The following is a 26727-nucleotide window of genomic DNA, read 5'->3' on the forward strand; positions in this document are numbered from 1 at the left end:
CCCTGCCGTGGCAGGATAATCAGCGCAAGTCCTCCCGTTCGTCGGCCCGAGCATCGCGAGGACCCAAGCCCTTCATCCCCCAAGACAAGGTATACAAGTCACGAAGTGACCGCTCTCCGCGTAGGAGGCCCGTCCGGCAGGGACACATCTTCTAAACAAGCTACTATCGGGAGAGCCATGGAACCCATCACCCATCTCATGACGGGAGCCGTCCTCTCCCGCGCCGGCTTCAACCGCAAAGCCGCCTACGCCACCGTCGCGATGACCATCGCCGCAGAAGCCCCCGACCTCGACACCCTCTGGTCCATCCGCGGCCCCATCGCAGCCTTCCAACACCACCGAGGCATCACCCACACCTTCGTCGGCATACCGTTCGAAGCCGCCATCATCGTCGGCGCCATCTGGCTCTTCCACCGCTGGCGCTTCCACCGAAAACAGGCCCATCCGGAACCCATTCCAAATCAGCCCTACGACCCCACCACCACCCACATTCCCAAACCACAAGCCCCCATCCGCTGGGGCCTCCTCTACTGCTTCTCCCTCATCGCCTTTCTCAGCCATCTCCTCCTCGACTGGACCAACAACTACGGCGTTCGCCCCTTCTTCCCATTCAATCCGCACTGGTACGCCGGCTCCTTCGTCTTCATCTTCGAACCCCTCATCTTCCTCCTCCTTCTAACAGCGCTCATCGCCCCATCCCTCTTCGGCCTCATCAACAGCGAAGTAGGCGCACGCAGACAAGCCTTTCGCGGACGTGGCTGGGCTATCTTCGCTCTTCTCGGCATCGTCGCACTATGGTGCTTCCGCGCGTTCGAACACGAAAAGGCTCTCCAGCTCGCACAAAACAACGACTACAACGGAGCCGCGGTCTCACGCGTCTTCGCCAGCCCCTACCCCATCAATCCCTTCCACTGGCAGACCGTCGCCGAAACCCCGCAGTTTTACCAGCTCGCTTCGGTCGACACCCGTAGCTCCACCATCACCACCAGCACCCAGGCCGACGTCATCTACAAGCCACCCACGACACTCGCAACACTAGTCGCCAAGCGCAGCTGGCTCGGCGAAGCTTACCTCGACTGGTCGCAATACCCAATCGTCACCGATACGGGAGTCAATCCGGACGGCCTCACCGTCGTCACCTTCCGCGATCTGCGCTTCTTCTACGACACGCCGTTGCTCCCCGGCCGCGAGAATCCACCGCTCTCAGGCGCCGTCTACCTCAACGATGACCGCCGCATCGTCCGCATGGAGATGGACCACCGCATCCAACACTAAGAGCAAAGTACGAAGCGAACTATTCCTCTTCCACCGGCAGAGGCGTTCCACGCCGCGAGTCGAACACCTTTCGCAACACATACACCAGCAGCAGCACGATCAAAATCCCACCCAGGCCTAACATCAGCGAGTGATGATGGCGCATCGTCTGCGTCATCGTATGCAGAATCGTCGGCCCGTACGTGATCGTAATAATCGCCCAGATCAGAAACCGCACAAACTTGCCCAGGAAGATCGCGCTGAAGAACCCCAGCGGCTTCATCTCGAACACGCCCGCGGCAAACTCGAACAGCTTCACCGGCGTCGGCGGCGGCATCATCGCCGGAACCATGATCGCCAGAAACTCCTGCTTCTCGAACCGGTCGCGCATCTGTTCATACCGCTGCCGGTTGATCCGCTTCAGCAGAAAAAGCTCCCCACCCGCGCGCCCCAGATAGTACGGCAGCAAGCTCCCTACAGCCGACCCAATCGCCGCCATAAAGCAATACAACAAAAACCGCCTATGGTCATGCGCAACGTAGTCGATCAGCAAAGCATCGATCGGCACAGGGATCGTCGACGAATCGATCACCGCAAGCGCACCGATCCCCCACACGCCCAGCGGCTTCAGTGCCGCAAGCATCATGATGTTCAATTTATTCAGGAGCGCAACAGGAGAGATTTTCACGGGATCAACTTACATTCTACCTGTCGTCAGCGTTTTCATGCTCACCGGCGCTCGTGTTTTCGCCATGCTCCGTACGCCCCGCCAGCAGATCCAGCGCATGCGGCAGCACCGGCAAAATCGCCGCCAGCGAACTACTCGCCCCCGCCGGACTCCCCGGCAGATTCACAATCAACGCCGTCCCCAGCGTCCCGCACACCCCGCGACTCAGCGAAGCCAGCGGCGTATACAGCAGCCCATCCGCCCTCATGCGCTCCGCCAGCCCGTCGATCAGCCGCTCGCAGACCATCCTGGTGGCCTCCGGCGTCACATCGCGCGCTGCCAGCCCCGTCCCCCCGGTCGTCACGATCAGGTCTACAACTTTTGCGTTACGCCACAGCGCCGCTGCAATCTGGTCTAGCTCATCCGGCAATACCTCGCTGATCACCTGACCAATCCCAGCGCCCTCCAGCATCTCGCACACCGCAGGCCCCGACAGATCCACACGCTCGCCCCGCGAACAGCGGTCGCTGACCGTCAACACCGCTGCACGAACATTCGATGAAAAGCTCTCGCTCACCCCTCCAGTCTACGGGTTTTCGCCGCTCTTCCCAAACGATTCCCTTGGCCGAATAGCCCCCAAAGATGAGAAAATAGAGTGGACTATGCACATCGGTGGTTCGACCGGCGGCCACCGTCCGTACCACCACGAAACTTTCGCTCCCCGCAGCCGTCAGACCACATAGCCAATGCCTTCACTCGAGACCCCGCCCAAATCCGCACCGCCCGATCAACAACCCATCAAGGTGCGCACCGGCCGCTTTGGCGAACTCGACGAGCGTGAGCTCATCCACCTGCTTGACTCGCTCGACGATGAGCGCTCCAAGGCCCGCTTCCGCGAGTCCATCTACATCTCTGTCATCGTTTACCTGGCCATCATCTGGTTCCTCTTCTATGGCCCGCGCGTGCTCTTCCATCAGCCGCGCCTCATCAATCCCGTCGACGTCCTCAAAGAGCGCGATAAGCAGCTCACCTATCTCGACGCGCCAAAAGATCTTCCCCACAGCGCAACCAAGGCCCCCAAGCCGCGTCCGCAGCAGCTCGACCAGAAGACCCTAAAGCAGCTCCAGGAGATGCGCAAAGCCGCCCCGCCAGCCCCAACAGCTCCTCCACCGCCGACACCCACGCCGCCGCCCACTCAGCAAGCTCCGCCACAGGCCGCAACGCCGCTCCCGCCAGCACCCCAGCCTCAACAAACCCAGCCGCCCGCGCAACAGCAGGCTCTGGTCGAAGCCCCTAAGCCGGTCCCAACGCGCCCGAACTTCGGCAACCCGAACCAGACCGCAGGCGACGCCATTCGCCAGGCCGCCCAGGGCGCCGCGCATGACCACGGCAGCGCCGGAGATTACAGTGGCGGTGGCAACAGCGGACGCACCGGCATGGGCACCGGCGCCGAGATCCTATCCGACACCCAGGGCGTCGACTTCGGCCCTTACATCCGCCGCATCCTCAACGACATCAAGCGCAACTGGATCCCCCTGATCCCCGAAGAGGCTCGCCCACCCCTCAACAAGGAAGGCGAAACCCTCATCCGCTTCACCATCCTGCCCGACGGCCGCATCGCCGCGATGAACCTCGACGGCTCCAGCCAGGATCAATCCATCGACAAAGCCTGTTGGGGCGCCATCACCGGAGAGGGCCAGTTCCCCCCGCTCCCCGCCAACTTCCACGGCCCCAACCTCGAACTCCGCATCGACTTCCTCACCAACAAGCCACTGCGCTAAAACATGTCCTGCCGGACGGCCTCCTGCGCGGAGAGCGGTCACTTCGTGACGCGTGTACCCTACCGTGGCACGATAACCACCAGTGATCCGACCGTTGGTCGGCCCGAGCATCGCGAGGACCCAAACCCTTCATCCACGCGAGACAAAGTATACAAATCACGAAGTGACCGCCCCACGCGCAGTGGGCCCGTCCGGCAGGACACATCTTCCAATCAAGCCCGCCCAGCGAACTCCCGATTCTCCGTCGACACCTTCACCTTCTCACCCTGCTTGATGAAGAGCGGAACGCGAATCTCAAGCCCAGTCTCCAGCTTCGCAACCTTCGTCACGCTCCCGCTCGAAGAGTCGCCCTTCACACCCGGCTCCGTCTCCGCAACATCAAGCTCAACAAAGATCGGCAGCTGCAGCCCAATCGGATTGCCGTTGTACTTATGCAACTGCAGCAACGCCCCCTCAGTCAGGTAGTCGAGGGCATTACCGACCATATCTTCGTTCAAAGTCAGCGTTTCAAAACTTTCCTGATCCAGAAAGTGCGACCCATCCCCATCGCTGTACAGATACGAGGCCGGCACCAACACCAGGTCCGGCTCCTTGAACTTGTCATTCGCCTTGAAGGTCTTTTCAAACACCGCGCTCGTCAGCAGATTCCGCATCTTCAGCCGCACCAGCGTCTGGCCGCCGCGAGCCGTAGGCGAGTTCACCTCCGCCTCCAAACACGCGTAAGGCGTATTTTCAAACTCAAACAGACTCTTGCGCTTCACATTAATTGCATCGATCAGTGCGGCCATGAACCCCTCAAAGACGTGTCATCACTCAACCGAGCGCAGCACAGTCTGAAATAACCTCTCAAGTATAAGTGCAGCTCCACTGCAACCACCAAACGCCATCATCCGAACCGTTCTAAACGCCATCACCTACGGTCTACGCCGTCATCTACCGTTCTGAGCCGTCATCCTGAGCGAAGCGAAGGATCCCTGTCTTTGTCTTTGTCTTTGCCTTTGCCTTTGCCTTTGCCTTTGCAGTTACACCACTCTCACTTCACGTAAGAAAACTTCCCACACAAATCGGTCGAATTCTCCATCGCATCCATCGTAAAAACAGGCATCTTCGGGCCAGAGAAAAACGCAATCTCCAAAGTCTTCCCCGACACGTAAGTCGCCATCCACTGCGTATCCTCACTGCCGCACAGAGTGTTCTTATGCAAAAACTTCTTATCACCCGGAACATTCAACCGGTAGAGGTTGCCGCTTCCACCCGCGCTGGCGTCCGCATCGAAAGCAGCACCCAACTCAGCCGGTTCGAGATGACGTATCTGCGCAATAGCAAAAGTAGAGAAGTTGATCGCCAACTTTTCATCCGAGAGAGCCACATCGCCCGTAATGGACTGCGCCGTCTTACTCGTTGCGCGCCATGTACCTTTTTCCTGAGCCACAGCCGACAAACAGCAGGCCAGTACTGATCCCACAACCGCGCAGAACAATCTTCGTTGATTCATGTCTTAAGGATCACACCCCAAGCGCCTTTGAGCAACCTCGGCCGCCTGCGCATACACTCAGCGGCGAGACATACTCGCTCTACCTCGGATGGCCCATCCTTCGTAGTCTCATCACGAAGGGTGGGTTATTCGCGCGGAAGCGCGAATGCCTTCTCTTACACCTCAAAGACCCAACACCAGACGAACAACCACCATCATCTATCATCGAAAAAGACGGCCATCACCATCGCAACTCCACTCCAACACGAACGCCGCCGCCAGATTCGCGGCCTCCTGCTACTCGCCTTCGCCGTCATAGCCATCAGTGTCCTTCACGCCGGCATCCACAACGTCTTCCACCCCGGCTGGTGGCATCCGTGGTGAAACCACCCGACCACCCGCTCATCGTCCTGGTCGGCCCCACAGCCAGCGGCAAGACCTCCCTCTCTCTCCGTCTCGCGCAGGAGTTCAACGGCGAGATCGTCAGCTGCGACTCCGTAGCCGTCTACCGCGAGATGGAGATCGGCACCGCAAAACCCACCCACGACGAGCGCGCACTCGTCCAGCACCACATGATCGACATCGCATGGCCCGACGAGGCATGCACCGCAGGCGACTACAGTCGCCAGGCCCGCGAAGCCCTCATCGGCATCACCGCCCGAGGCAGCTCAACCAACGCCCGAGACACTTCAATCAATGCCCGAGGCAACTCCGAAAAAACTCGCAGCCATCTCCCCATCGTCGCCGGAGGTACCGGCCTCTACCTGCGCGCCCTCATCGACGGCCTCTTCCCCGCACCACCGCAAAAGCCCGGCCAGCGCGAACGCCTCCGCAAGATAGCCGCAACCCGCGGTCCAGCCTACCTTCATCGCCTCCTCACGCGCCTCGACCCCGCCGCCGCAGCCGCCATCCACGCCAACGACGTCCCCAAGGTCGTTCGCGCCGTAGAAGTCTCCCTCGCTGTCTCTCCCGCAACCGAACAAGCCCCAGAAGCTGGAAAGAAAAGCACCCCGAAAAATCTCTCAACACGTACACCGATGACAGCCCAGTGGCAGCAAGGCCGCGACGCCCTCACCGGCTACCGGATCCTCCGCCTCGGCCTCAACCCACCCCGCCCCCGCCTTTACGAGCGCATCAACGAGCGAGCCGCCGCCATGTTCGATCGCGGCCTCGTCGAAGAGACTGAACGCCTCCTCGAGCGCTACGGCCCCGACTGCCGCCCTCTCACCTCACTCGGTTACGCCGAAGCCACCGCCGTCCTGCGCGGCGAACTCACCCGCGACCAGGCAGTCTCCCAGGCCCAGCAGGGCCATCGCAACTACGCAAAGCGCCAACTCACCTGGTTCCGCCGCGAACCCGACATGCACTGGCTGCCCGGCTGCGGTGGCGACGCAGATATCATCGATCAGGCACTCAACCTCGTCTCAAAACACCTGAACCACACCAACCAAACGGCCTAGGCGACATCACTCTCAAAGCCAAAAGATGATCCGTAGCTAGGGGCCGAAAGATAGCGCGAAAGAAAATGCGCTTTTCCACAAAATTTTTCCGAAAAGTTGGCGCATTTGTCAGCACCGAAAAACAGTGCTGCAAAGCACCACATTCACCACGCATTCCACCACGTTTTCACCGTCAAAAAACCACGTTCTGACACCCACTTTTCTCAAAACACCCCTCAAAAACCCAGCAAAACAGTAAAGCCCCGAGTCTCCCCAGGGCTAAACTTTTTTCGCACATTTTTACAAGAATTTCGCTTCAGTTTTTCTCACGAAGGCTGCACGACAAGATTGTCCGCCAGCTTGAACCGCACAATCGACTCCGCAGGAATCTCAATATCCCGATTCCCCGTCAGCCCACTCAGCAAAGTCCCGCCACCGCCACCGACAAGCCCGCCAACTAGCAGCCCAACGCCGCCAGTAGCCACGCCACCAACCAACATTCCAAGACCAGCGCCGCCGCCAATCATCGCCGCCGAGCGCTTCCCCTTGCCCTTCTTCGTCTGCGTCAGATCGGACGTATCCAGCGCATACCGCGACCCACCCAGCGTGAGGTACGTCAGCCGCAACTCCAGTATTGACGAGCCTTTGAAGTGCCCCCGCCGATGCGACGCAACCACCACGCCACTCACCGGCGCACCCTTCGGAATCACAACGCGATCATTCTGCCCCACCACCGGCTCAACAACCTCGCCGGTAAACCGGTCTCCCGCACGACTCGTCTTCACGCTGATGTGCTGATTAATCCGAATCGTCAGATTCGTTCCAGCAGCAATATTTATATCGGATGGCCGCACAATCGGAGCCTCATTCGGCGCAGGCGCGGCCACCGGCTGCCCTGAAGAATCCACCTGCCCCGCCGTCACTGGCTCTCCCGTGGCACCCGGCGCGGTCGCCGGAGTATTTGCCGCTACAGCCGCCGCCGGAGTCACCGTAGTCGACACAGCCTGCGCCGTCTGTCCAGGCACTGGTGGCTGCACCGTAGTCGTCGTCACATTGCCGTTGCCGTCGGTCGAAACCACGTTCTGGGCCTGCCCGGTCGCAGCTGCCTGCTGCTTCGCCTTATCAATCGCGGCATCCTGCTTCGATTTGCAGCCCGCCAACATTACCAACGCCAGCGTCATAGCGGCAACAGTTCTTACTGAATACTGAAAGCTCATTGTCACGTCCTTCATTCTCCGTACGGAATGGTCATGCCCGCCTCGAGTCAACTGATCGAAAGCGGTTCAATCATACGATGCTTATTTCGCCTCTGAGACCACCCGACCATGAAAGGTTTAAGATAATTCCATGACTACCGCTGCCGCCAAACGCCCCCAGCTTGCCCATCTCACCGCCCAACTCAACGATCTTCGCGAGCGCGGCACCTTCTTCAAGCTGCGCGTGCTCGACGACCAGCAGGCCCCCGTCTGCACCTACGACGGCAAGCGCGTCATCAACCTCGCCTCCAACAACTACCTCGGCCTCTGCAACGATCCGCGCCTCGAAGAAGCCGCCATCGCCGCAACGAAAAAGTACGGCGTAGGCTCCGGTGCGGTCCGTACCATTGCAGGCACAATGCACATCCACATGGAGCTTGAAGAGAAGATCGCCGCCTTCAAGGGTGTCGAGGCCTGCGTGGTCTTCCAGTCAGGCTTCGCCGCCAACGCCGGCACCGTCTCCAGCATCCTCGGCAAAGAAGACTTCATCCTCTCCGACGAGCTCAACCACGCGAGCATCATCGACGGCGCACGTCTCTCAAAGGCCAAGATCAAAGTCTTCCGCCACAAAGACATCGCCCATGCCGAGCAGCTCCTGCAGGAGATTCAGAACGAGCCCGGTAAAAAGCTCCTCATCACCGATGGTGTCTTTTCAATGGACGGCGACATCGGCCCTGTCGACAAGCTCGCTGAACTCGCCGAGAAATATGGCGCCATCATGATGGTGGACGACGCCCACGCTTCAGGTGTCCTCGGTCGCAACGGCCGTGGCTCCGTCGATCACTTTCACGCGACCGACAAAGTCGACGTGCAGGTAGGCACCCTGTCAAAAGCAATCGGAGCACTTGGCGGCTACGTCTGCGGCAGCCGCGACCTGATCGACTATCTCTATCACCGCGCTCGTCCGTTCCTCTTCTCCACCTCGCACCCACCTTCAGTCGCAGCAACCTGCATCGCAGCTTTCGACATTCTCGAGTCCGAGCCTGAGCGCATCGAGCGTCTCTGGGCCAACACCGCGTACTTCAAGAAGCAGCTCACCGACGCCGGATTTGACGTCGGCGGCAACACCACACCCAAGAGCGAGACCCCTATCACTCCTATCATCATCGGCGACGGTCGCCGCACCATGGACTTCTCCCGCGCGCTCTTTGACGCTGGCGTCATGGCAACCGGCATCGCCTTCCCGACCGTCCCTGAAGGTAGAGCCCGCATTCGCACCATCATGACAAGCGAACACACCCGTGCCGAGATTGACCAGGCCCTCGAAACCATAACTTCGGTCGCAAAGAAGGCAGGCATCCTTCAAGCCTGAGAATTCGGCTTTCAACTCTCGCTCTCGATCTCCGCGCGAAGACCTGCGACGACTCATGCAGAGTTAGGGAGCAATTTGTGTCGTCGTCTGGCTCGCCGGAGCAGCGGAGGCTTGGGTAACCGTATCCGGCGGAGTACGATTCTTGTGATAATGCCCGATGACATCTGGCGCAAACTCAATGAGAAGTGCACCGAACACGCCCTCCGCAGTCACCAGCAGACCCTGCTCGATCGTCAATCCAAACCCTCGATCCGCCGCCGGATAGTAAAGATTTGAGATCCCGCCCGCAGCCATATTCCCTAATAGATTCGAGAAGTTCGGCTGCCACTTTCCGTTATCGCCCTTGCAGCGAACCGTTGTGCTCACCGAATAAAAGAACCGCTTCTTGAAAGAGCCTTTCCCCATCCGGTAGTAGCGCGCGTCTTGATGCAGCAGCACAGGGAACACGCCATTGCCGAGAACCGTCCCATTGAACTGGTCGGTGTACGACGCCCCGAAGCGCTTGGCATAAGCTCCCCAGCCCTGTTGATAACCCTCTGGCTTGTATTGCACCGGATTTGTGCCCGGAATCGGATCATAGCTGGAGTGCGAATTCTCCGCCTGCCCAATCGCCGACGTAAAGAGCGCCAGTCCGAACTGATACGGATCGACCGCGCTCCGGAAAGCCGCCCGCATCTTCTGTTTCGGCGTCATCGGAAGATTGTTGCCATCGAGCACAGCGTTGAAGTTCGGCACAATGACACCAATTCGCTGGTGAAGTTCCTTCCGGAGCTCCTCCTCCGAAGCCAACTTTCTCTCATCAGCCGTCATCGGCTTCTGCGGCGTATCCGTCTGAGCAGGCGAAGTCGGCTGTGTCGTGCTGGTCTGTGGCTGTACGGCTTGTTCGTTATCAAAGATGAAAGAAGAGCTAAATCCGTCCGTGGCGTCTGCAATCTCCGTCGGCGTTTGCGGCAGAGGCGCATCAGGCAGCGTCGCCTCAATCGGAACAGGGCCCTGCGACAGTAGCGGGGAGGCTGAAAAGATCAGGAATGTCGGACTAAGGACGGAAAGCAGAAGAAGGCGGGAAAAAACGATCACTATAAGAGTTTACCTGACTGATATTGCTTCAATTCGCGCCGCTAACCTTCGCGGCAGCGTTGGTCGCATGAAATTCCTTGGATTCTTTCGTGATTGCTTCGCTAACTTGTTCTCACGAAGAGGTCTACACAGAAACTGACCTCACGGGCACTGTTTTCCGTGGTCAGTCTCTGGGTATGGATATAGACGAGACAAATGTGTTTTCGCCTACAGTCTATGAAGAAATAAGTATGCCGTGACACCCGTAATTCGTGCGATTGCCCAATCGCCTTGATTCAAGATACGAGTTCAAACGACGTCAAGGCTCCGCCCCCTTCCGGTGGTAGGAGTAGTGGCCCACAGCCAACAAATACGTCTTCCACACACATGAAAATCCGCGCAACAAGGCGAAGTGGGTACCAGCGCAGGGTATGATCCCAAAACTCACGACCATGTCCGCCACGATTTCGTTGACCCCATCGACATGAGCGTTCTATGTTGAATCTGTCCCTCGCGAGGCCGGAGACCGCCGGTCTCTACCTGCATCGCAAACCAGTTCGCGGCGGTGCGGATGGAGGACTCAGCGACACATGCTTTCGTGAGGACAACTATGCCCACCTTGAAGATCGTTTACCTGGAGCTGCCCGCCCACGACCTGGCGGCAAGCAGGACCTTCTACGCCAATCTCTTCGGCTGGACCTTTCAGGAATACGGCCCGACGTATGCTGCATTCTCTGAGAGCGGTACCGAAGGCGGCTTCAACGCCGACCCCGCTGAACGCACGAAAGCTCCGCTCCCCGTCATCGAATCGCACAATCTCGAAGAGACGGAGCAGGACATCCTGAAAGCGGGCGGCAAGATCACGCTGCCCATCTTCATCTTTCCGGGTGGTCGGCGCTTCCACTTCACCGACCCCGCGGGCAACGAACTCGCTGTAATGCAGCGCGAATAAAATCCCTTCAACGTCGCATACGCTTTGTGCTGAGATGGGAACGAAGCGTGTGCGGCAACGTCTTGCCAAACCGATACCCGAACGAGCAGCCTAGATCGCGCCGTGTAGTGCGCATTAGCGCCTTGCTTCCTGGAGCCTCTTCAAAATCTCTGCGCGCTCCGAACCAAGTACGTGGACTTGATCCACGTTGTCGAGCCCCGGATACTTCTTGGAAGTTCGATACGAGAAGGCTTTGAAATACCTATCCTTTTCAACATCGAAATGATAGGCAGTCACTGTATAAAAATGATCCGCGAAATGTGTCTCTCCATCCATCCAATCAAAATCTGCGGTCACAAGAATAGGAAATTTAGACGCCTCAGCAATCTGCCACACCGCTCGGTCACTCTGATTCGTCACACCAACGAACGGCATTAGATCAACGATCCTGCCACCTGCTTCATATCGCAAGATAGCGAGACTATCCAACGTGCCGCTTCCTCCTCCGGAGAACTGCGATGAGAAGAAAATAAACGACCCACCACCCGACAAAGGCAGACGTTCTGACCTTGGATTAAGGCCGAACTCATACACCGCCGAATCTGGAGGATTTATTTTTCTCGAGGGCATCTGGAAGCAGACATCCGCTGGCTTCAGAAGACAAAGCTTCGCTCCCGAGGTCGGCAATCCATCCGAGTCCGCTGCGCCTTGAATCATCTTAAAACTGGGAAAGTCTGAAAATCGGTTCTGGCTAAAGGCCCGCGTGCAGCAAACGGTGATTGAAACCGCACCCAGCACAGCCCATCCTCGACTGTTTATTCGCCAGAACATCTATCCTCGATAAACAACTGCGCCTTCACAGATAGTAGCTATTACTTTGCCCATCATTTTTGCGCCGTCAAAGGGAGTATTCCGCGACTTCGATCGTGTCTTCGCAACATAAAAACTCCACTCCGCTGCAGGATCGAACACGACCACATCCGCGAAGCTGTCCACACTCAGCGTCCCACGCCCTTCAAGCGAAACAATCCCCGCCGGCTGCGCGCTCATCAACTCAATCACACGCGAGATCGACATCCCGTTCCCCTTATGCAACACGCGGAGCGCCAATCCCAGCGCAGTCTCAAGCCCGGTAATTCCATTCGGAGCCCGTTCAAACTCCTGCTCCTTCTCAAACAGCGCGTGTGGAGCGTGATCGGTGGCAATACAGTCCACGGTCCCATCCATCAACCCAGCAATCATCGCCAGACGGTCTGCATCGTTCCTCAGCGGCGGATTCATCTTCGCATTCGTGTCATAGTCCCCAACCGCTTCATCGGTCAGTGCAAAGTGATGCGGAGCCACCTCGCAGGTCACGTGCAATCCCTCACGCTTTGCCTGACGAATCGCCTCCATCGCCTTCGCTGTGGACACATGCTGCACGTGCAGATGCGGTCGCAAGCCGTCATGTCGCTCAATATCGCGCAGTAGGCGAATGTCCCTCTCTACAATCTTCGACTCCGCCTCTACCGTCATGCCGCGAAGGCCAAGCCGAAACGCCACCGGCCCCGCATTCATACTGCAGCCTCCCGTCAGCCGCGTATCTTCCGCGTGCTGAGAGATCGGCACCCCAATTCCCGCTGCCGCTACCAGCGCCGCCCGCATCACCCGATCCTCCAGCACCGGCTTTCCATCATCAGTAAAGCCCACCGCCCCGGCTCGTGCCATCTCGTGGTAATCCGTAATCTCCGCACCCAGGCTGCCAAATGTCGCTGCCGGCATCGCAAACAACTTCACACATGCCCCACGCGCCGCATCGAGCATCCACTCCAATCCCGCGACAGAATCATTCACGGGCACTGTATTCGGCATCGCCACAACACTGGTGAAACCACCCGCAGCAGCAGCCTCCGTGCCTGTCTTGATCGACTCCTTGTAGGTCTGGCCGGGCTCCCGCAGATGGACGTGCACATCGACCAGCCCCGGTGCGACGATCATTCCCTTCGCATCGATCGTCTCCTTCACCTTCGCCGCGCGTAGCGCACCCGGCGTCTCAATCGCAACGACCCGTCCATGACGGATCAGCACATCCCGCTCCGCATCCACACCGCTCGCCGGATCGACCAGCCGCCCATTCAAAATTGTCAGGTCACTCATGCTGTTACACTCTCGAATCCACCCACACCCAATGCCCGCACCAGCAGAGCTGTCCTCACTCCAAGTCCGTGGCGTACCTGATCTTCAATCGCTGAGTTCGGCCCATCCGCCACCTCACCTGAGATCTCGAGCCCCCGAATCATCGGTCCCGGATGCATCACCAGAGCCTCCGGTGCCCGCGACGTTAAGCGCTCCTGGTCCAACTGATACCGCGAAATGTAATCCGCCAGATCCAACTCCAGCCCAGCCAGCCGCTCCCGCTGAATCCGCAGCATCATGACCACCTGCGCCTGCTTCAAAGCCTTATCGAAGTCCCGCTCAATCTCCACGCCGGCACCGAGTCCCAACGCGTCCACCGGCAACAAAGCGGCAGGGCCACACAGCAACACTCTCGCTCCCAATCGCGGCAGCAGCATCGCATTCGACCGCGCCACACGGCTGTGCAGAATATCTCCGGTAATCACGACCGTCACACCTTCGAGCGTCTTTGCATTCAACAGTCTGTTGCTCATCCCGGGCAGCCGAGCCAGCATCGTGCGCAGATCCAGCAGCGCCTGCGAGGGATGCTCATGCATCCCATCTCCAGCATTCAACACCGGCAGCCCCGTCAACTTCGCCAGCAGATAAGGCGCACCGGAGTTCGCATGACGCAAGACAATGCACTCCGCCCCAAGCGCTCTCAGCGTCAGGCCCGTATCTTTCAGGCTCTCGCCCTTCTCAATCGACGACGATTTATCGCTCACCAGCGTCGTCATTGCGCCAAGCGACTTCGCCGCCAGCTCGAACGAAGTCCTGGTCCGCGTACTCGACTCATAGAACAGCAGCGCAATCCGCCGCCCAGCCAATATCCTCGCCCGATCCGCCGCGGCCATCCGTTCCATTCGGTCGGTCGCAGCCAATATCGCCGCAACCTCCTCTACCGGCAGTCCCGCAACAGTCAGCAGCGAACCCGCAGCGTACTCAGGAGCCTTCATCTCGCCTTGCATCTTTGAAGACGTCATCGAACGCAGCCTTTAGTCCGCCAACTCAACCAGCAGCACCTGCTCCTGCCCATCGATCTCGTTCAACTTCACCTCGATAATCTCGCGCTTCGAGGTAGGGATGTGCCGCCCAACGTAGGTCGCCTCGATCGGTAGCTCGCGATGCCCACGGTCGATCAGCACCAGCAGCCGCACGCTCTTTGGCCGTCCATAGTCAAACAGGGCATCCAGCGCCGCACGGATCGTGCGGCCGGTATACAGCACATCGTCCATCAAAATGATGTCCCGCCCCTCTACATCGAACCCGATCGCCCCCGGGTTCACCTTTGGACGCGGTCCATCGGTCGAAAGATCGTCGCGATAAAAGCTGATATCCAGCACGCCCGTATCTACCGGGTGCTTTTCGATCTTTTCAATCAGAACCGCCAGCCGCTGCGCCAGCGGGACGCCTCTGCGCTTGATCCCGACCAGGCCAACATTGGCGCTACCGCCATGTTTTTCAACGATCTCATGCGCCAGCCGGACCAGCGTGCGCTCGATCTCTGAGGCAGACATCAGCCTGCCCTTTTCGCGAAACTTCGGCTTCAGAACTTCCTTATCGTCACTCATACAATTGCGCTTGATGATATCAGTCCAGCGACCGAATTTCAGGTCATCGACTCATTCAAAGCGTCTTCATTGGGGTTTTGAGAGTATGTCTGGTCTCGCGTCGTTTGAATATCTCTCTATTACACCAATAGGGGATCTCAATAGCAGCTTTTCATCTCTTCACTTTGTCTCGAGCAGAAAAGCCGAGCATGATCCCCTGAAAACACTTGAGTAACAGGGTGGCGGTGCTAAACTCGACTCGCACTTAGACCCAAGTTGTCGGGAATATTAGAAAACTTATGCTATCTGCCAAGGCCTTGCTGAGAATCCTGAGCGGAGTTCGATCACTCCCCGTTCTTTTGATCGCTCTACTTGCTTCTGCCTCCACCTTTGCACAAACGCCGCCAATCTTTCCCAATCCTACGGTCTATACGCTTACCAACTACCTAGAAGGGAGGCCCTTGGTCCCGGGCGATTTCAATGGTGATGGACAACCAGACGTAGCCTACCTCTCGGACGAAGGTGAAGTAGCTGTACGTTTGAACCAAGGTTCTACCATCACGTCCACGACTTCGTTGAGCTGCCCCGCCACAACGCTCATTGCAGCCGACATGAACGCCGACAAAAAGCTCGATCTGGTTCTTACCTGCACTAGCGGGTATGTCGTTGTGATGCTTGGCAACGGCGACGGCACCTTCCAGGCGCCTGCCTATTATGCGGTCCCTGGCCTTTACGGGTCTGCGCTTCCCGTGGACTTGAACGGCGACGGATATCCAGATATCGCCGTGGTCGGCGTACAGCAAGGGACGACACAGGCGATCGCCGTTCTCCTCAATCAGGGCAGTAGCACGCCAGGGATTCTTGCGAGCCCCAAATTTTACCCGGCGACAAACAATTCTCAGCTCTTTAGCTCGATTGCCGCTGGTGACTTCAATGGCGATGGGAAACAGGACATAATCGCAGGTCCAACTCTCACCGCCTTCTATGGCAATGGAGATGGAACGCTGCAGACATCGCAGGCTGTGCCAACTCCTGCGGGAGTCCCTGGCTCATTCGTTGCCGCAGACGTTAACCAAGATGGAATTACCGACGTGGCGTACCTGACCGCAACTAACTCAACCACGTCGATCCAGGTGCTGCTGGGCAATTCGAGCGGACAGTTCACCAACGGCACGAATCTATCTATAAATTTGACTGGCGGATCACTCACTGCAGCCGGCACGACAGACGGTGGCAAAAATGTGAATCTCGCTTTGGTTGGTAATAACACTTCGATTCTGAAGGGCGACGGCAAGGGAGGGTTCGCTCTGGGGCAGTCTTTCGCTCTTACAGGAAACGTCACTCCGGAGGTTCGCAGCGATGGAACGACCGATCTCATTGTTCCTGCGCCCGGCGGCTTCACCCTTCTGGCAGGCAATGGTGACGGCACGTTCCAAGGGCTGACCACCCAACCTGTTTCAGGTTCGAGTATCGCGGTAGACGTCAATAAAGACGGGCTTACCGACGTACTGTCTCTCGATAACACCGGCACTCTTTCCACCGCACTCGGCCGCGGAAATGGCACCTTTGCCGTCTTGAACCAGATAGCCACCGGTGCACAGCCCGGCTTCCTTGTCTCTGGCGACTTCAATGCAGACGGCAAAGTCGATGCCGCTGCGATTAGTGGTGGGCACGGCATCGGTCACGGATCCACAACGCAACAGAACTCTGAACTCTTCCTGTTGATCGGCAACGGAGACGGTACTTTTCAACCTGCTACCGCCGGGGTCGATCTTCAGGTGATAGGAGCGGGCAGCGCGATCGTCGGCGACTTCAACGGTGACGGTTTTCTCGATGTCATCGCGGAGTATACGAATTTTTATGAAACTCCACCCACCGGAACAGGTCTTGTCTTCCTGCCAGGCAAAGGAGACGGCACCTTCGGGACACCGGTTCCCTTCTCACAGAGCGGCACCTTAGTGACGAGCGGAGCAATTCTCTACGGGGATCTGAATAACGATAAGAAATTGGACCTTGTTTGGAACGGTGCCGTCTATCTAGGAAACGGCGATGGGACCTTTCAGCAACTACCACTTAGCCTGACTCTTGGAATCAATCTTCAGCCCCTGGCGATCGCCGATTTGAATGGCGACGGTTTTGCCGACCTCGTGGTCGGACCCAATATCTACGCAGGCAATGGCGATGGGACCTTCCAATCCTCGCCGTTCTACACCGCGACACTTCCGCAGGATGGAGCGCAAGTAAGCTCGGCGTTGATTGGGGACATAAACGCGGACGGCCATTCCGATGTACTTTTCCAATCCACGACAACAGAGGTCGCTATATTTTTGGGCGATGGTGAAGGACACTTTGTCGCAGATGCCAACACCTACTACACGGGCACTACCTTCAATCCCGCAAATGGTTTCCCGTTAGCCACTAGTGCGCTCGCCCGCTTAAATAATCAGGCTCCCATGTTGCCCAACGACAATGCGTCGGACTATCTAACCTTCACCAATGGTGGAGCCACTTCTCTCCTCAACCTGACCAATCCAACACCCACCACCCCAGCCCCGCTGCCTTCAACGACGGCGCTCGCTCTCTCTGCAAATAGTGCCGCGCCGGGTCAACAGCTAACCGTAACGGCTACTGTCACCGGCATCAACCCCACTGGCAGCGTGTCGTTTCTCTCAAGCGGAACATCGCTCGGAGCAGCACCCGTTATCAACGGTGTCTCCACCTTGCAGTTCTCCTTACCTGCAACTGGCACGTTCTCGATAACTGCAACCTACGCGGGCGATACCAACAACACCTCCAGCACCTCCAATACCGTTCCGTTGTCGATTGCGCTGGTCCAGTCGAAGATATCGCTCGCCGTCTCTGCGACGAACGCCAACCTGAATCAACAGCTCAACCTCACCGCAACGGTCACAGGAGCCAGCCCTACCGGTAGCGTTACGTTCGTTTCCGGAACGACGACACTCGGAACTGCGACCGTCAGCAACGGCACGGCAACGTTGCCGTACTCCTTCACCGCCGCAGGCACCTACGCGGTCGTCGCGAACTACGCGGGTGATTCCGCAAACCTCGCGAGCACGTCGAATTCGGTCTCTGTCGTCGTGATAGCGCCGGATTTCACCATCTCCGCGTCGCCTTCTTCCGCAACGATCACCGCCGGTCAGTCAGCAACCACCACGCTAACCGTCACACCCATCGGAGGTTACAGCGGCACACTGCACTTCTCCTGCGGCACGCTGCCCACCAGCGTGGCCTGCACGTTTACGCCATCGTCGCTGACACCAACTGGGGCGGCGGCTACTGTCGGCCTCACGGTCTCAACGACAGCCCCCGGAGTGGCCGCACGACGTACTCTGGATAGAGGTTTGTCCGCCATCGCCTGGGCCGGAGTCATCTTTCTTGCGTTCTCTCCCAAGCGTTTATGGCGCATGAATCAGCTTCTGAAACACTCCTGCCTGTTACTGCTCCTGATCGGTGCGCTGGTCTCGCTTTCAGGATGCAGTTCAGGCAAGAGCCCCAACCCTCCAAACACCAATCCGGGAACGCCCACTGGGGCACAGACAATCGCCGTGACGGCAGCTGACTCATCCGGCAATCTCGCACACCCAATCAACTTCCAGGTGACCGTTCAATAGTAAGCAAACTGGAATAGATCGCACGTCGTTTCAGCGCCAAAACTTACCTCGAGTTGCCGGTTTGAGTGCTTACACAAAACGTGTTCGCACTCAAACCGGTTTAAGGGCCAAATTACAAAGAAGGCTGCGCCGCCTCTGACGGAACAGCAGGAAGCTTCGCCTTGCCGGCTTGTGAACCCACACCGGGAACACCCCGCGCCTTCGTCTCCTTACGCCAGATCCGAATCATCTCAAGCGATTCGGCCTGAGTGATCTTTGCCACCTTCGTGAACTTCTCCCCAGCCTTGGCGTTCATCGGCCGCACGATCGTTGCTTCCTTTGCCCCAGGGCGGATGCGTAAGAACACGCCGTGGGCCGCCCTCGGTCCGGGAATTGGTGGTGTCGAAGCCATCCGCAGCTCACCGCTCGGCTTCATATTGCCGAACGCATAGACAGCACAGTTGCCGTCCTTCAACAATTCGCGAATCAAATCTTTAACGAGTTCAGACTGATTCGAATTGAACTCGATACCATGCACGTTCGGCATTGAAAAATGCCTCCCTTCTTACTACAAGCCGATGCTATCGCGTAGCGTCTAATCAAACCGTAAAGGTGAAACACAATCGATCGAGACACACTTCTGCTATCGAACCAGTCGCCTACAGACGCGGGTCTACGAAGCGGTGAGCCTCATCGAGGAAGATCACTACCGATGACTTTTGTTCTGTCTGTGACGTCGTCGCAAAAGCAGACTGCCATTCAAGTCACGCGCTCGAAGCGCCTAGACCGAAACCTTTCGCTGCATCCGTAAAAAACCACCAACTGCCCCACCCACCGTCGACAGTACGAGCAAAATCCCCGACACCATCCCGAACCCCGTCAGCATCATCCCCGCCTTCACCTCAGGCGAATACAAAAACCGCAGAAGTTCCGGCGGCTCAGGTGTCGTCGCGGAAGCCTTCTCGATTTGAGCATGCAGCATCTGGGTCAGATCGGCGTCGAAACTCGCCATGCTATGCAGCCCGTAGCGCGCCACCAACCCAGTTCCCGCAGCAACAATCGCCAGACACACTACAAGCGCCAAACCCACAACCACGCCGATCCGTGCCCCGACTCCAGCATCCATCCAGGCGAGCGGTCGCCGCCGCTGATACAGCGCTAATGTAATCAGCGATCCACTGATCGTCCAAAGCCAGCTCAGCGGCGACACCACCTCGACACGCGCCGACACCAGGCTCAAGACTGCCGCCACTCCCGCAACCAACCATGCACATCGAATGGCCGTCTTCCACTCCACCTGCTGAGGCCTCGGCGGGGGCGCCGCGCCAGTCGTATCGCCGTCGGCAGCACCTGCCTGCTCCTCATAGTCCTGCAGATAGATCTGCGGCGACCCGCAGTGGGGACAAAACGGCGACACGCCATCACTGGCAGAAAGCTCGCCGCCACAACGGTGACAATACTCATGCATATCTTATGAAGCTATCCCACCCGGGAGAGCGCGGCAAGCGCGGGCCCTTCGCAAAACCCGCGCACCCAAACCGCGCCTGCAACTATTGCTTGCTCGAGTCATCCCCATCTCCCACTGTAAGGTGCCCAGGAAGATCCAGCGCAACCAGCCCTATCTTCGTCCCGCTCCCATCCGGATCGATCCCGACAATATGCTGGTGCTGCTTCGAACCGGCCTTCATCTGCATCTTGCCCGAGAGGTCGTTATCCACCTTGATGTGATTCTTCTGGTCGTCCGCGCAGGTCAAACCCTCTGCCGTCTTCGTCTGCGCGCCCACCGGCTTGTCGTTCTGACACTCGATCACATCACCATACCGCCCGAGCGCCTTGCGATAAAACGCCGCCACCAGGTCCGGGCTATCGGTCGACTTATAGCTCGCAGCCTTGACCCGCAGCGTGAAGCTGCCGAAGCTCATATTGATATCGGCCGCGCCATCATTTTTGTCCTTCTTCTTCACCAGTTCCGCCCCTGGATACACCGGCAGGCCAAGCCCATCCATCACAGCATTGTCATTCGTCTTTACCGTCATCCCGCCAAAGGGTGTAGCGATCTTCACGTTATCGGCGTCGCCATGTTTGTCGCTCTCGATTCGGCATCCACTCATCAACAGTGTCGCCAAGACCATCGTCGCCGCCACTGCACTCTGGTTCACCCGCATCTCCCTGCCTCCACTCCGTCATGAAAACAATACGCTGCTTTACTCCGCTCGGTTCCGTCCATCAGAATTGCTCAAGAAAAAACACTGAACCTGTCGTATTTTTTAGGTTGAGAATAACCGTCATCCTCTCACCACGTTCACCACGCATTTCACCACAACTTCACCACAAAAAAACCACGAAAAATCTTGCAACTCCCGTAGAATCCCTATCAAACACCACTCGAAATTTAATCCATCCGTCCAAATCTCTCCAGCTACATCCAATGTATTGTGACCCAGACCATGGACCATCTCTTCGCCCCTCTTAAACTCCGCAGCCTCACTGTGCCAAACCGTATCGCCGTCTCCCCCATGTGCGAATACTCCTGCGTCGATGGCTTCGCCCGCGACTGGCACCTGGTCCATCTCGGCAGCCGCGCCATCGGCGGTGCCGGCCTCGTCATCACAGAGGCCAACTCGGTCAACCCCGAAGGCCGCATCACGCCTGCTGACCTCGGAATCTGGAAAGACGAGCACGTCGCCGAACTCAAGCGCATCACGAACTTCCTCCACCAGCACGGCTCCTACGCTGGCACCCAGCTCGCCCACGCCGGCCGCAAGGCCAGCATGGCCGTTCCATGGGAGCAAACTCGCACCATTCCTGCCTCTGAAGGTGGCTGGCAGCCCGTTGCCCCCTCCGCGATACGCTTCGACGAAGCCTACCCACTCCCCACCGCTCTCGACCGCGCAGGCATGGACAAGATCATCGCCGACTTTGTCGCCGCCACCCATCGCGCAGTCGCCGCAGGCTTCGACCTCGTAGAGATCCACGCAGCCCATGGTTATCTTCTTCACGAATTTCTCTCCCCACTCTCGAACCAACGCACCGACGAGTACGGCGGGAGCTTCGAAAATCGCGTCCGCTTCCCCCTCGAAGTAGTCAAGGCCGTCCGTGCCGCATGGCCCCAGCACCTTCCTCTCTTCGTCCGCATATCGGCCACCGATTGGGCTCCCGAGTCCCTTGGCGCAAGCTGGGATCTCCCTCAAGCCGTCGCCTTCTCCAAACTCCTCAAGCAGGCGAACGTGGATCTCATCGATGTCTCCACCGGCGGCAACCATCCCGCCCAGCAGATACCGGTGGGCTCCGGCTATCAGGTTCATCACTCCGATACCATCCGCCGCGAAGCAGAGATCCCCACCGCAGCAGTTGGAATGATCACCGAACCAGCTCAAGCCGACCAGGTCATCCGCACCGGCCAGGCCGACCTCGTCCTCCTTGCCCGCGAGCTGCTCCGTAATCCCTACTGGCCTCTTCATGCTGCCGCTGTTCTCCACCAATCCACCACCTGGCCCGCCCAGTACCTGCGCAGCGCCCGCGGAAAAACCGAGCCACGCCAGCCCGTCTCCACCCCGGCCTCATAACTTCCACAACTCCACCCAGGAAAATTGCAAACCGTGTCAGACGGTTGGCCTATACTTACCTGAAGCCGGATCACGGCCACCACCGCCAGCAGGGCGGTCACGGAGTTTCTGGCATGGCGCAGCATCAGCCAATCCGCAAAACCGCCCCTCCTTCGGGACCTGACATCCCGGACAAGCTTTACTTCCGCATCGGCGAAGTAGCTAAGCTCTGCGACGTTCCTGCCTACGTCCTCCGCTTCTGGGAGAGCGAATTTCCCCAGCTCAAACCACACAAAGGCGGCACCGGCCAGCGTCTCTACCGCCGCCGCGACGTCGAGATGGCCATGCGGATCAAGAGTCTTCTTTATAACGAGGGCTACACCATCCCCGGAGCCCGACAGGTCTTCAAGAGCGAGCTCAAACAACGGGAGCCTCAACTCGCCCTCGCCATCGACGACACCAAACCAGGCGTCAATCCTCGCCAGCTGCAGAAACTTCAGAAGGATCTTCGCGATCTCCTCACCTTGCTCTCGAAGTCACCCGCCCGCGCTGCAGTACACCCGATCAGGGCACCCCGACCACACAAGAATCCCCGTCAAACGCCCGAAAAGCTCTTCGATCTTCCTCTTCTTCCGCGAGATAATAAGAGCTGACGATGAGAATCGAAGATGAATTCAGCGGTAAGTCCCGCCGCAAAGACCGTTCCCGCTCCTCAAAGACCCGTACGTCATACTTTGGAGACGAACCCCGCAAGGGTGTTCCCATTCAGTGTCAGTACTGCTCCGGCCAGACCTTCCGCCGCTCCACCGTTCGTTCAGAGGACCTTACTGAGATCTTCCTCATGCGCTACCCCGTGCGTTGCCTTCGCTGCAGCCAGCGTCAGATGGTTAGCTTCACCATCGCCAGCCTCGCCCTCTCCTCAAGCATTAAGCCCCATCGCAAGCCCCGTAGAACCGATACGTCCAGTTCTTGGAGAGAACCTGCCGGCGTAAGCGGCCCCGACACGCCAACCTCTTCTCAATCGTTACAGGGAGATCCATCCAATGTGGATCGCCCACAGGGACAGACTCGCCACAACAATCCATAACGTAACGCCCTGTACCAGCGGCCGTACGCCTACTTCCTTCAAGGTGTTGCGCGTGATGCCGGTGCCGATCAAAAACAGCACCACTGTCAGGGCCGCTCTTCCCAATCGATTCAGCGCCGAAAACAACTCCACTGATTGCGGTATGTATCGCGGGACATAGCTCGCCAGTACCGCCGCAACGCCGAAGTACAAGATAAACCACGGCCAGCAAACCTTCGCCCTACTCTTCTTCAACATGGCCGTTGCGATCGCCAGTGGCACAATCCATAACGCCCGCGCCAGCTTCACCGTCGTTCCAACTGCCAATGCCGTAGGCCCATACTTCGCCCCGGCGCCAACCACGGAGCTGGTATCGTGAATCGCCAGTGCGGCCCAAAGTCCAAACTGCGTCTGCGTAAAGTGCACCAGATGCCCAATAAATGGGAAGGTCAACAGCGCCACCGAGTTCAACACGAAGACGGTCCCAAGCGACACCGCCATCTCCTCCTCGTTCGCCATCAACACCGGCCCCATCGCCGCAATTGCGCTTCCACCGCAGATCGCCGTCCCAAAGCTGATCAACAACGACTGCGTCTTCCCCACCTGCAGCAGCTTACCAAGCAGAACGCCTAGACCAAGCGCAAACGTGATACTGATCGCGGTGTACATAAACCCCGAAGCTCCCGCATGCGCCACCTCTTTCAGATTCATCCCAAACCCCAGACAAACCACCGCCGCCTGCAGTAGAAACTTCGACAGGTTTCTTCCCTCACAATGAAAGGTGTGCACGGTACTCAACCCGAACGCCAGCCCAGCGGCCAGCGCGAGAGGCGGCCCAATCAACCCGCTCGCCGAAACGATAATCCCGACGTAGAAAAGATTCTTCTTCCACATGCTTAAAGCATGCGCGTGCAAATATTCCCAGTCGAGACGTACTTTTGAATAGGTGATAAGTAATACTTATCGGCAAGATCGCCTATTTCGCATCCGCCGAAACCATCGCAAATCGCTGAAACGCAGCCGCCGCCCCTCGCACCTCCGACCCCGCAAGCCGTACAAAGCTGAAGTCCCGCACGATCTCCAGTCCCTCCACAGCAACCACCCTCACCGTTCCCAACCGCAGCACCTTCCCGATTGCCCATCGCGAAACAAACCCCACCCCAAGCTCCGCCTCGACACCCGAGATGATCGCCTCTGTCGAATCCAACTCCATCGCCACCCCCAGCGACCGCAGCGGTATCCCCACCTTCTTGAGAGCCCGCTCGACCACCCTCCGCGAGCCCGATCCGCGCTCCCGCAGCAGCAGCGGCAGCTTCGCCAACTCCGCCGGAGTAATCACCGCACCCTTACGCAACGCTAGCGTGTGGTTGGGACTCACGATCAGCACCATCTCGTCCTTGACCATGCGCTCCGTCTTCACATCACGCCGCATCGCCGGTCCTTCGATAATCCCCAGCGCCACCTTCTTGTCCGCAACCGACTCCACAATCCGCTCCGTATTCCCACTTACAAGCGAAAGCTTCACCTGCGGATACTGCCGCAAAAACGCACCCAGAATTCGCGGCAACACATACTGCGCGACCGTCGTCGAAGCACCCAACCGCAGCTCCCCCACAACCTCATGGTTCAGCGCCGCCAGAGCCCTACGCGCCTCTACCATCGTCTCCGCCGCAGTATTTGCATACCCCAGCAACACCCTTCCCGCCTCAGTCAACGAGATCTGGCTCCCATGTCCCTCACCTCGTGCCCGGTCGAACAACTGCACCCCCGCCTCCTCCTCCAACGCGTGGATATGCTGACTCACCGCAGGCTGGCTCAGATGGAGCACCTCCGCTGCCTTGCGAAAGCTCATCTCATCCGCAACCGCCCGAAACACTCTAAGCCGAAAGTTCTCCAAGCCATCTCCTGACAACGAACCACCCCCGCCATCCCATCAGCATAAGCCCTACCGATAAAATCAAATCAACCCGTGCCCGCAGACGAACAACCCATCCCGCCTATCGCACCAGTTCGCCGCAGCCCCTTCGCCTTCCTTCGCCCCGGCGCTACGCACAACGCCTTCTCAGCAACTCTCCTGCTGATGCTTTCGTCGCTACTCTCCGGTCTCCTCGGCCTCATCCGCATCAAGTACACCAACTACCTCTTCGGCGCCGGCGCCGCGCAGGATGCCTACCGCGCCGCCTTCGCCCTTCCCGATCTGCTCGCATACTTCCTCATCGGCGGCGCCGCTTCCATCTCGCTCATCACCATCCTCAACCGCTACCGCGAAGCCGGCGATGAAGACGGCGGCGATCACGCGCTCTCCGTCATCCTCAACAACATGCTGGTCGTCCTCGCCGTAGGCGCGCTGCTTGCAGAGATCTTCGCCCCCCAGTACGTCTGGCTAGCGAACAAAGGCTTTCGCGGCGACGACGCACGCTCCTCCCTCTGCGTCGCCATGACGCGCATCATCATCCCCGCGCAGATCTTCTTCTTCATCGGCAGCGTCATGGGAGCGCGCCTCCAAGTCCGAAAAATCTTCATCTACCAGGCCTGTGCACCGCTTATCTACAACCTGGGCATCATCCTCGGAGCCGTCTTACTCCACCACTCCATGGGAGTAAAGTCGCTCGCCCTTGGCGTCTTCGCCGGAATGCTTCTCGGCTACGCTTTGCTCAACTCTCTCGGAGCCTTCCGCTCCGGCCTGCACTATCGAGCCATCGTCAACTTCAAAGATCCAGCCTTCCGCGAGTGGCTCAAGCTCTCACTTCCACTCATGATCGGCGTCTCGCTGGTCATGTTCGACCGCCAGTTCCTGAACTACTTCGCCTCTATCCGCGAGGGCGGCATTACGCTGATCGGCAACGCGAAAGACCTCTTCAACGCTCCCTTCAACGTCATCGGCCCCGCCGCTGGCGCCGCGTCGCTGCCCTTCTTTGCCTCACTCTTCCAGCAAAATCGCCTCGCAGACTTCTCCCACTCCGTCTCACGCGCCGTCTCGCGGCTCTTCGCCGTCGGCATGCTCGTCTCCGCTTGGATGATCGCCCTCGCACCGTGGCTGATGGACCTCTTCCGCGGTGGCAAGTTCAATCACGCCGACGCCGCCGGCACCACGCATCTCTTCCGCGTCCTCGCCATCACGCTCGCCATCTGGGCGGTGCAGGGCATCTACGCACGCGCCTTCTACGCCGCCAGCGACACCCGCACACCAGCGATCACCGGCACCGTCATCACGCTGCTCTCAATCCCCATCTACGCAGGCTTATTTCACACACTCAACCTCGAAGGCCTTGCCATCGCATCCGACATCGGCATCCTGGTCCAGACAGCCACGCTGGCCTTCCTGCTCCACCGCAACCGCCTCGTGGATTTTCACCATCTGGAGTTCTCTGAGTTAGGCCGCTCACTCGTAGCCTCACTGGTCGCATACGCCGCAACTGCCGCAGCAACGCATCTCCTGCCCCCGGTCTCAACTCACCCGAAAGACATCCTCACCATCGCTGCAGCAAGTACAGTCTGGGCAGCAGCAGCTTACCTCACGCTCGCAGCAACAGGCTCGAAGCTCCCAGCACAAATCCTACGCCGCAAAAGCTAAAACCAACGGTAGCGCCACAAAATCTCATCACCCAAGAGCGAAGCGTTATACACGCCA

At 58.5% G+C, this 26727-nt stretch carries 26 protein-coding genes; 11 read left to right on the forward strand and 15 right to left on the reverse strand.

Annotated features, from left to right (window positions below; genetic code table 11):
* Positions 1-177 precede the first annotated feature (177 nt).
* A complete protein-coding gene (locus RBB82_RS08135; RefSeq protein ID WP_433974619.1) occupies positions 178-1275 on the forward strand; it encodes a metal-dependent hydrolase in 1098 nt (365 codons plus the stop codon).
* A gap of 19 nt (positions 1276-1294) precedes the next feature.
* Here the strand turns inward: RBB82_RS08135 and RBB82_RS08140 are convergent, their stop codons facing one another.
* Together RBB82_RS08140 and RBB82_RS08145 are read right to left on the reverse strand one after the other, a co-directional pair.
* On the reverse strand, positions 1295-1942 hold the full coding sequence (locus RBB82_RS08140; protein ID WP_433974620.1) for a YqaA family protein: 648 nt from the start codon (positions 1940-1942) through the stop codon (positions 1295-1297).
* Between the two features lie 16 nt (positions 1943-1958).
* Complete coding sequence (locus RBB82_RS08145; protein WP_433974621.1) at positions 1959-2498, reverse strand: MogA/MoaB family molybdenum cofactor biosynthesis protein; 540 nt, start codon at positions 2496-2498, stop codon at positions 1959-1961.
* 169 nt (positions 2499-2667) lie between these two features.
* Here RBB82_RS08145 and RBB82_RS08150 point away from each other — a divergent pair, with 169 nt between their 5' ends.
* Positions 2668-3702, forward strand: coding sequence for a TonB C-terminal domain-containing protein (locus tag RBB82_RS08150; RefSeq protein ID WP_433974622.1), 1035 nt, complete (start codon positions 2668-2670; stop codon positions 3700-3702).
* 212 nt (positions 3703-3914) lie between these two features.
* Here RBB82_RS08150 and RBB82_RS08155 read toward each other — a convergent pair whose 3' ends face one another.
* Positions 3915-4490 carry an elongation factor P gene (locus RBB82_RS08155; RefSeq protein ID WP_433974623.1) on the reverse strand — a complete coding sequence of 192 codons (576 nt, stop codon included), beginning with the start codon at positions 4488-4490 and terminating at the stop codon, positions 3915-3917.
* A gap of 245 nt (positions 4491-4735) precedes the next feature.
* Positions 4736-5197 carry a hypothetical protein gene (locus tag RBB82_RS08160; protein WP_433974624.1) on the reverse strand — a complete coding sequence of 154 codons (462 nt, stop codon included), beginning with the start codon at positions 5195-5197 and terminating at the stop codon, positions 4736-4738.
* 120 nt (positions 5198-5317) lie between these two features.
* Between RBB82_RS08160 and RBB82_RS08165 the strand changes: the two genes are divergently transcribed.
* Both RBB82_RS08165 and RBB82_RS08170 read left to right on the forward strand, forming a co-directional pair.
* Complete coding sequence (locus RBB82_RS08165) at positions 5318-5560, forward strand: hypothetical protein (protein WP_433974625.1); 243 nt, start codon at positions 5318-5320, stop codon at positions 5558-5560.
* Entirely contained in the window at positions 5554-6636 is a 1083-nt protein-coding gene (locus tag RBB82_RS08170; protein WP_433974626.1) for a tRNA (adenosine(37)-N6)-dimethylallyltransferase, read from the forward strand. The genes RBB82_RS08165 and RBB82_RS08170 overlap by 7 nt, the downstream gene beginning before the upstream one ends.
* A gap of 305 nt (positions 6637-6941) precedes the next feature.
* On the opposite strand, the gene RBB82_RS08175 is transcribed toward RBB82_RS08170, so the two are convergent.
* Positions 6942-7847, reverse strand: a complete 906-nt coding sequence (locus RBB82_RS08175) for a hypothetical protein (RefSeq protein WP_433974627.1) — start codon at positions 7845-7847, stop codon at positions 6942-6944.
* 115 nt (positions 7848-7962) lie between these two features.
* Here RBB82_RS08175 and RBB82_RS08180 point away from each other — a divergent pair, with 115 nt between their 5' ends.
* Complete coding sequence (locus RBB82_RS08180) at positions 7963-9183, forward strand: glycine C-acetyltransferase (RefSeq protein WP_433974628.1); 1221 nt, start codon at positions 7963-7965, stop codon at positions 9181-9183.
* A 63-nt stretch (positions 9184-9246) separates the two neighbouring features.
* On the opposite strand, the gene RBB82_RS08185 is transcribed toward RBB82_RS08180, so the two are convergent.
* Positions 9247-10260, reverse strand: a complete 1014-nt coding sequence (locus tag RBB82_RS08185; protein WP_433974629.1) for a hypothetical protein — start codon at positions 10258-10260, stop codon at positions 9247-9249.
* Between the two features lie 589 nt (positions 10261-10849).
* Between RBB82_RS08185 and RBB82_RS08190 the strand changes: the two genes are divergently transcribed.
* Positions 10850-11191, forward strand: coding sequence for a VOC family protein (locus RBB82_RS08190; RefSeq protein ID WP_433974630.1), 342 nt, complete (start codon positions 10850-10852; stop codon positions 11189-11191).
* 114 nt (positions 11192-11305) lie between these two features.
* Here the strand turns inward: RBB82_RS08190 and RBB82_RS08195 are convergent, their stop codons facing one another.
* The 4 genes from RBB82_RS08195 to pyrR form a co-directional block, all read right to left on the reverse strand.
* On the reverse strand, positions 11306-11764 hold the full coding sequence (locus RBB82_RS08195; protein ID WP_433974631.1) for a hypothetical protein: 459 nt from the start codon (positions 11762-11764) through the stop codon (positions 11306-11308).
* Between the two features lie 237 nt (positions 11765-12001).
* Positions 12002-13306, reverse strand: coding sequence for a dihydroorotase (locus RBB82_RS08200; protein ID WP_433974632.1), 1305 nt, complete (start codon positions 13304-13306; stop codon positions 12002-12004).
* Entirely contained in the window at positions 13303-14307 is a 1005-nt protein-coding gene (locus RBB82_RS08205) for an aspartate carbamoyltransferase catalytic subunit (RefSeq protein ID WP_433974633.1), read from the reverse strand. Before RBB82_RS08205 ends, RBB82_RS08200 begins: the two co-directional genes overlap by 4 nt.
* Positions 14308-14319: 12 nt before the next feature.
* Positions 14320-14895 (reverse strand): bifunctional pyr operon transcriptional regulator/uracil phosphoribosyltransferase PyrR, encoded by a 576-nt coding sequence (gene pyrR / locus RBB82_RS08210; protein WP_433974634.1) that lies wholly within the window; start codon positions 14893-14895, stop codon positions 14320-14322.
* Between the two features lie 278 nt (positions 14896-15173).
* Here pyrR and RBB82_RS08215 point away from each other — a divergent pair, with 278 nt between their 5' ends.
* Positions 15174-18506, forward strand: coding sequence for an FG-GAP-like repeat-containing protein (locus RBB82_RS08215; protein ID WP_433974635.1), 3333 nt, complete (start codon positions 15174-15176; stop codon positions 18504-18506).
* A 112-nt stretch (positions 18507-18618) separates the two neighbouring features.
* On the opposite strand, the gene RBB82_RS08220 is transcribed toward RBB82_RS08215, so the two are convergent.
* From RBB82_RS08220 to RBB82_RS08230, 3 genes are all read right to left on the reverse strand, one after another.
* Entirely contained in the window at positions 18619-19032 is a 414-nt protein-coding gene (locus tag RBB82_RS08220) for a CRISPR-associated protein Cas5 (protein ID WP_433974636.1), read from the reverse strand.
* Positions 19033-19266: 234 nt separating this feature from the next.
* Positions 19267-19953: a hypothetical protein gene (locus RBB82_RS08225; protein WP_433974637.1), complete on the reverse strand. Its 687-nt coding sequence runs from the start codon at positions 19951-19953 to the stop codon at positions 19267-19269.
* An 82-nt stretch (positions 19954-20035) separates the two neighbouring features.
* Entirely contained in the window at positions 20036-20650 is a 615-nt protein-coding gene (locus RBB82_RS08230; RefSeq protein WP_433974638.1) for a hypothetical protein, read from the reverse strand.
* Positions 20651-20920: 270 nt separating this feature from the next.
* Between RBB82_RS08230 and RBB82_RS08235 the strand changes: the two genes are divergently transcribed.
* The 3 genes from RBB82_RS08235 (at position 20921) to RBB82_RS08245 (ending at position 23117) form a co-directional block, all read left to right on the forward strand.
* Positions 20921-22051: an NADH:flavin oxidoreductase/NADH oxidase gene (locus RBB82_RS08235; RefSeq protein ID WP_433974639.1), complete on the forward strand. Its 1131-nt coding sequence runs from the start codon at positions 20921-20923 to the stop codon at positions 22049-22051.
* Positions 22052-22164: 113 nt separating this feature from the next.
* Complete coding sequence (locus RBB82_RS08240; protein WP_433974640.1) at positions 22165-22683, forward strand: MerR family transcriptional regulator; 519 nt, start codon at positions 22165-22167, stop codon at positions 22681-22683.
* Positions 22684-22685: 2 nt separating this feature from the next.
* Positions 22686-23117 (forward strand): hypothetical protein, encoded by a 432-nt coding sequence (locus RBB82_RS08245; RefSeq protein WP_433974641.1) that lies wholly within the window; start codon positions 22686-22688, stop codon positions 23115-23117.
* Here the strand turns inward: RBB82_RS08245 and RBB82_RS08250 are convergent.
* Positions 23055-23990 (reverse strand): YeiH family protein, encoded by a 936-nt coding sequence (locus tag RBB82_RS08250; RefSeq protein WP_433974642.1) that lies wholly within the window; start codon positions 23988-23990, stop codon positions 23055-23057. The genes RBB82_RS08245 and RBB82_RS08250 overlap by 63 nt on opposite strands.
* 82 nt (positions 23991-24072) lie before the next feature.
* Positions 24073-24993: a LysR substrate-binding domain-containing protein gene (locus RBB82_RS08255; protein ID WP_433974643.1), complete on the reverse strand. Its 921-nt coding sequence runs from the start codon at positions 24991-24993 to the stop codon at positions 24073-24075.
* A 72-nt stretch (positions 24994-25065) separates the two neighbouring features.
* Here RBB82_RS08255 and murJ point away from each other — a divergent pair, with 72 nt between their 5' ends.
* A complete protein-coding gene (gene murJ / locus RBB82_RS08260; RefSeq protein ID WP_433974644.1) occupies positions 25066-26670 on the forward strand; it encodes a murein biosynthesis integral membrane protein MurJ in 1605 nt (534 codons plus the stop codon).
* Positions 26671-26727: the final 57 nt, after the last annotated feature.

This window comes from Tunturiibacter lichenicola (assembly GCF_051013355.1).
In the GTDB taxonomy this organism is placed as follows: domain Bacteria; phylum Acidobacteriota; class Terriglobia; order Terriglobales; family Acidobacteriaceae; genus Edaphobacter; species Edaphobacter lichenicola_F.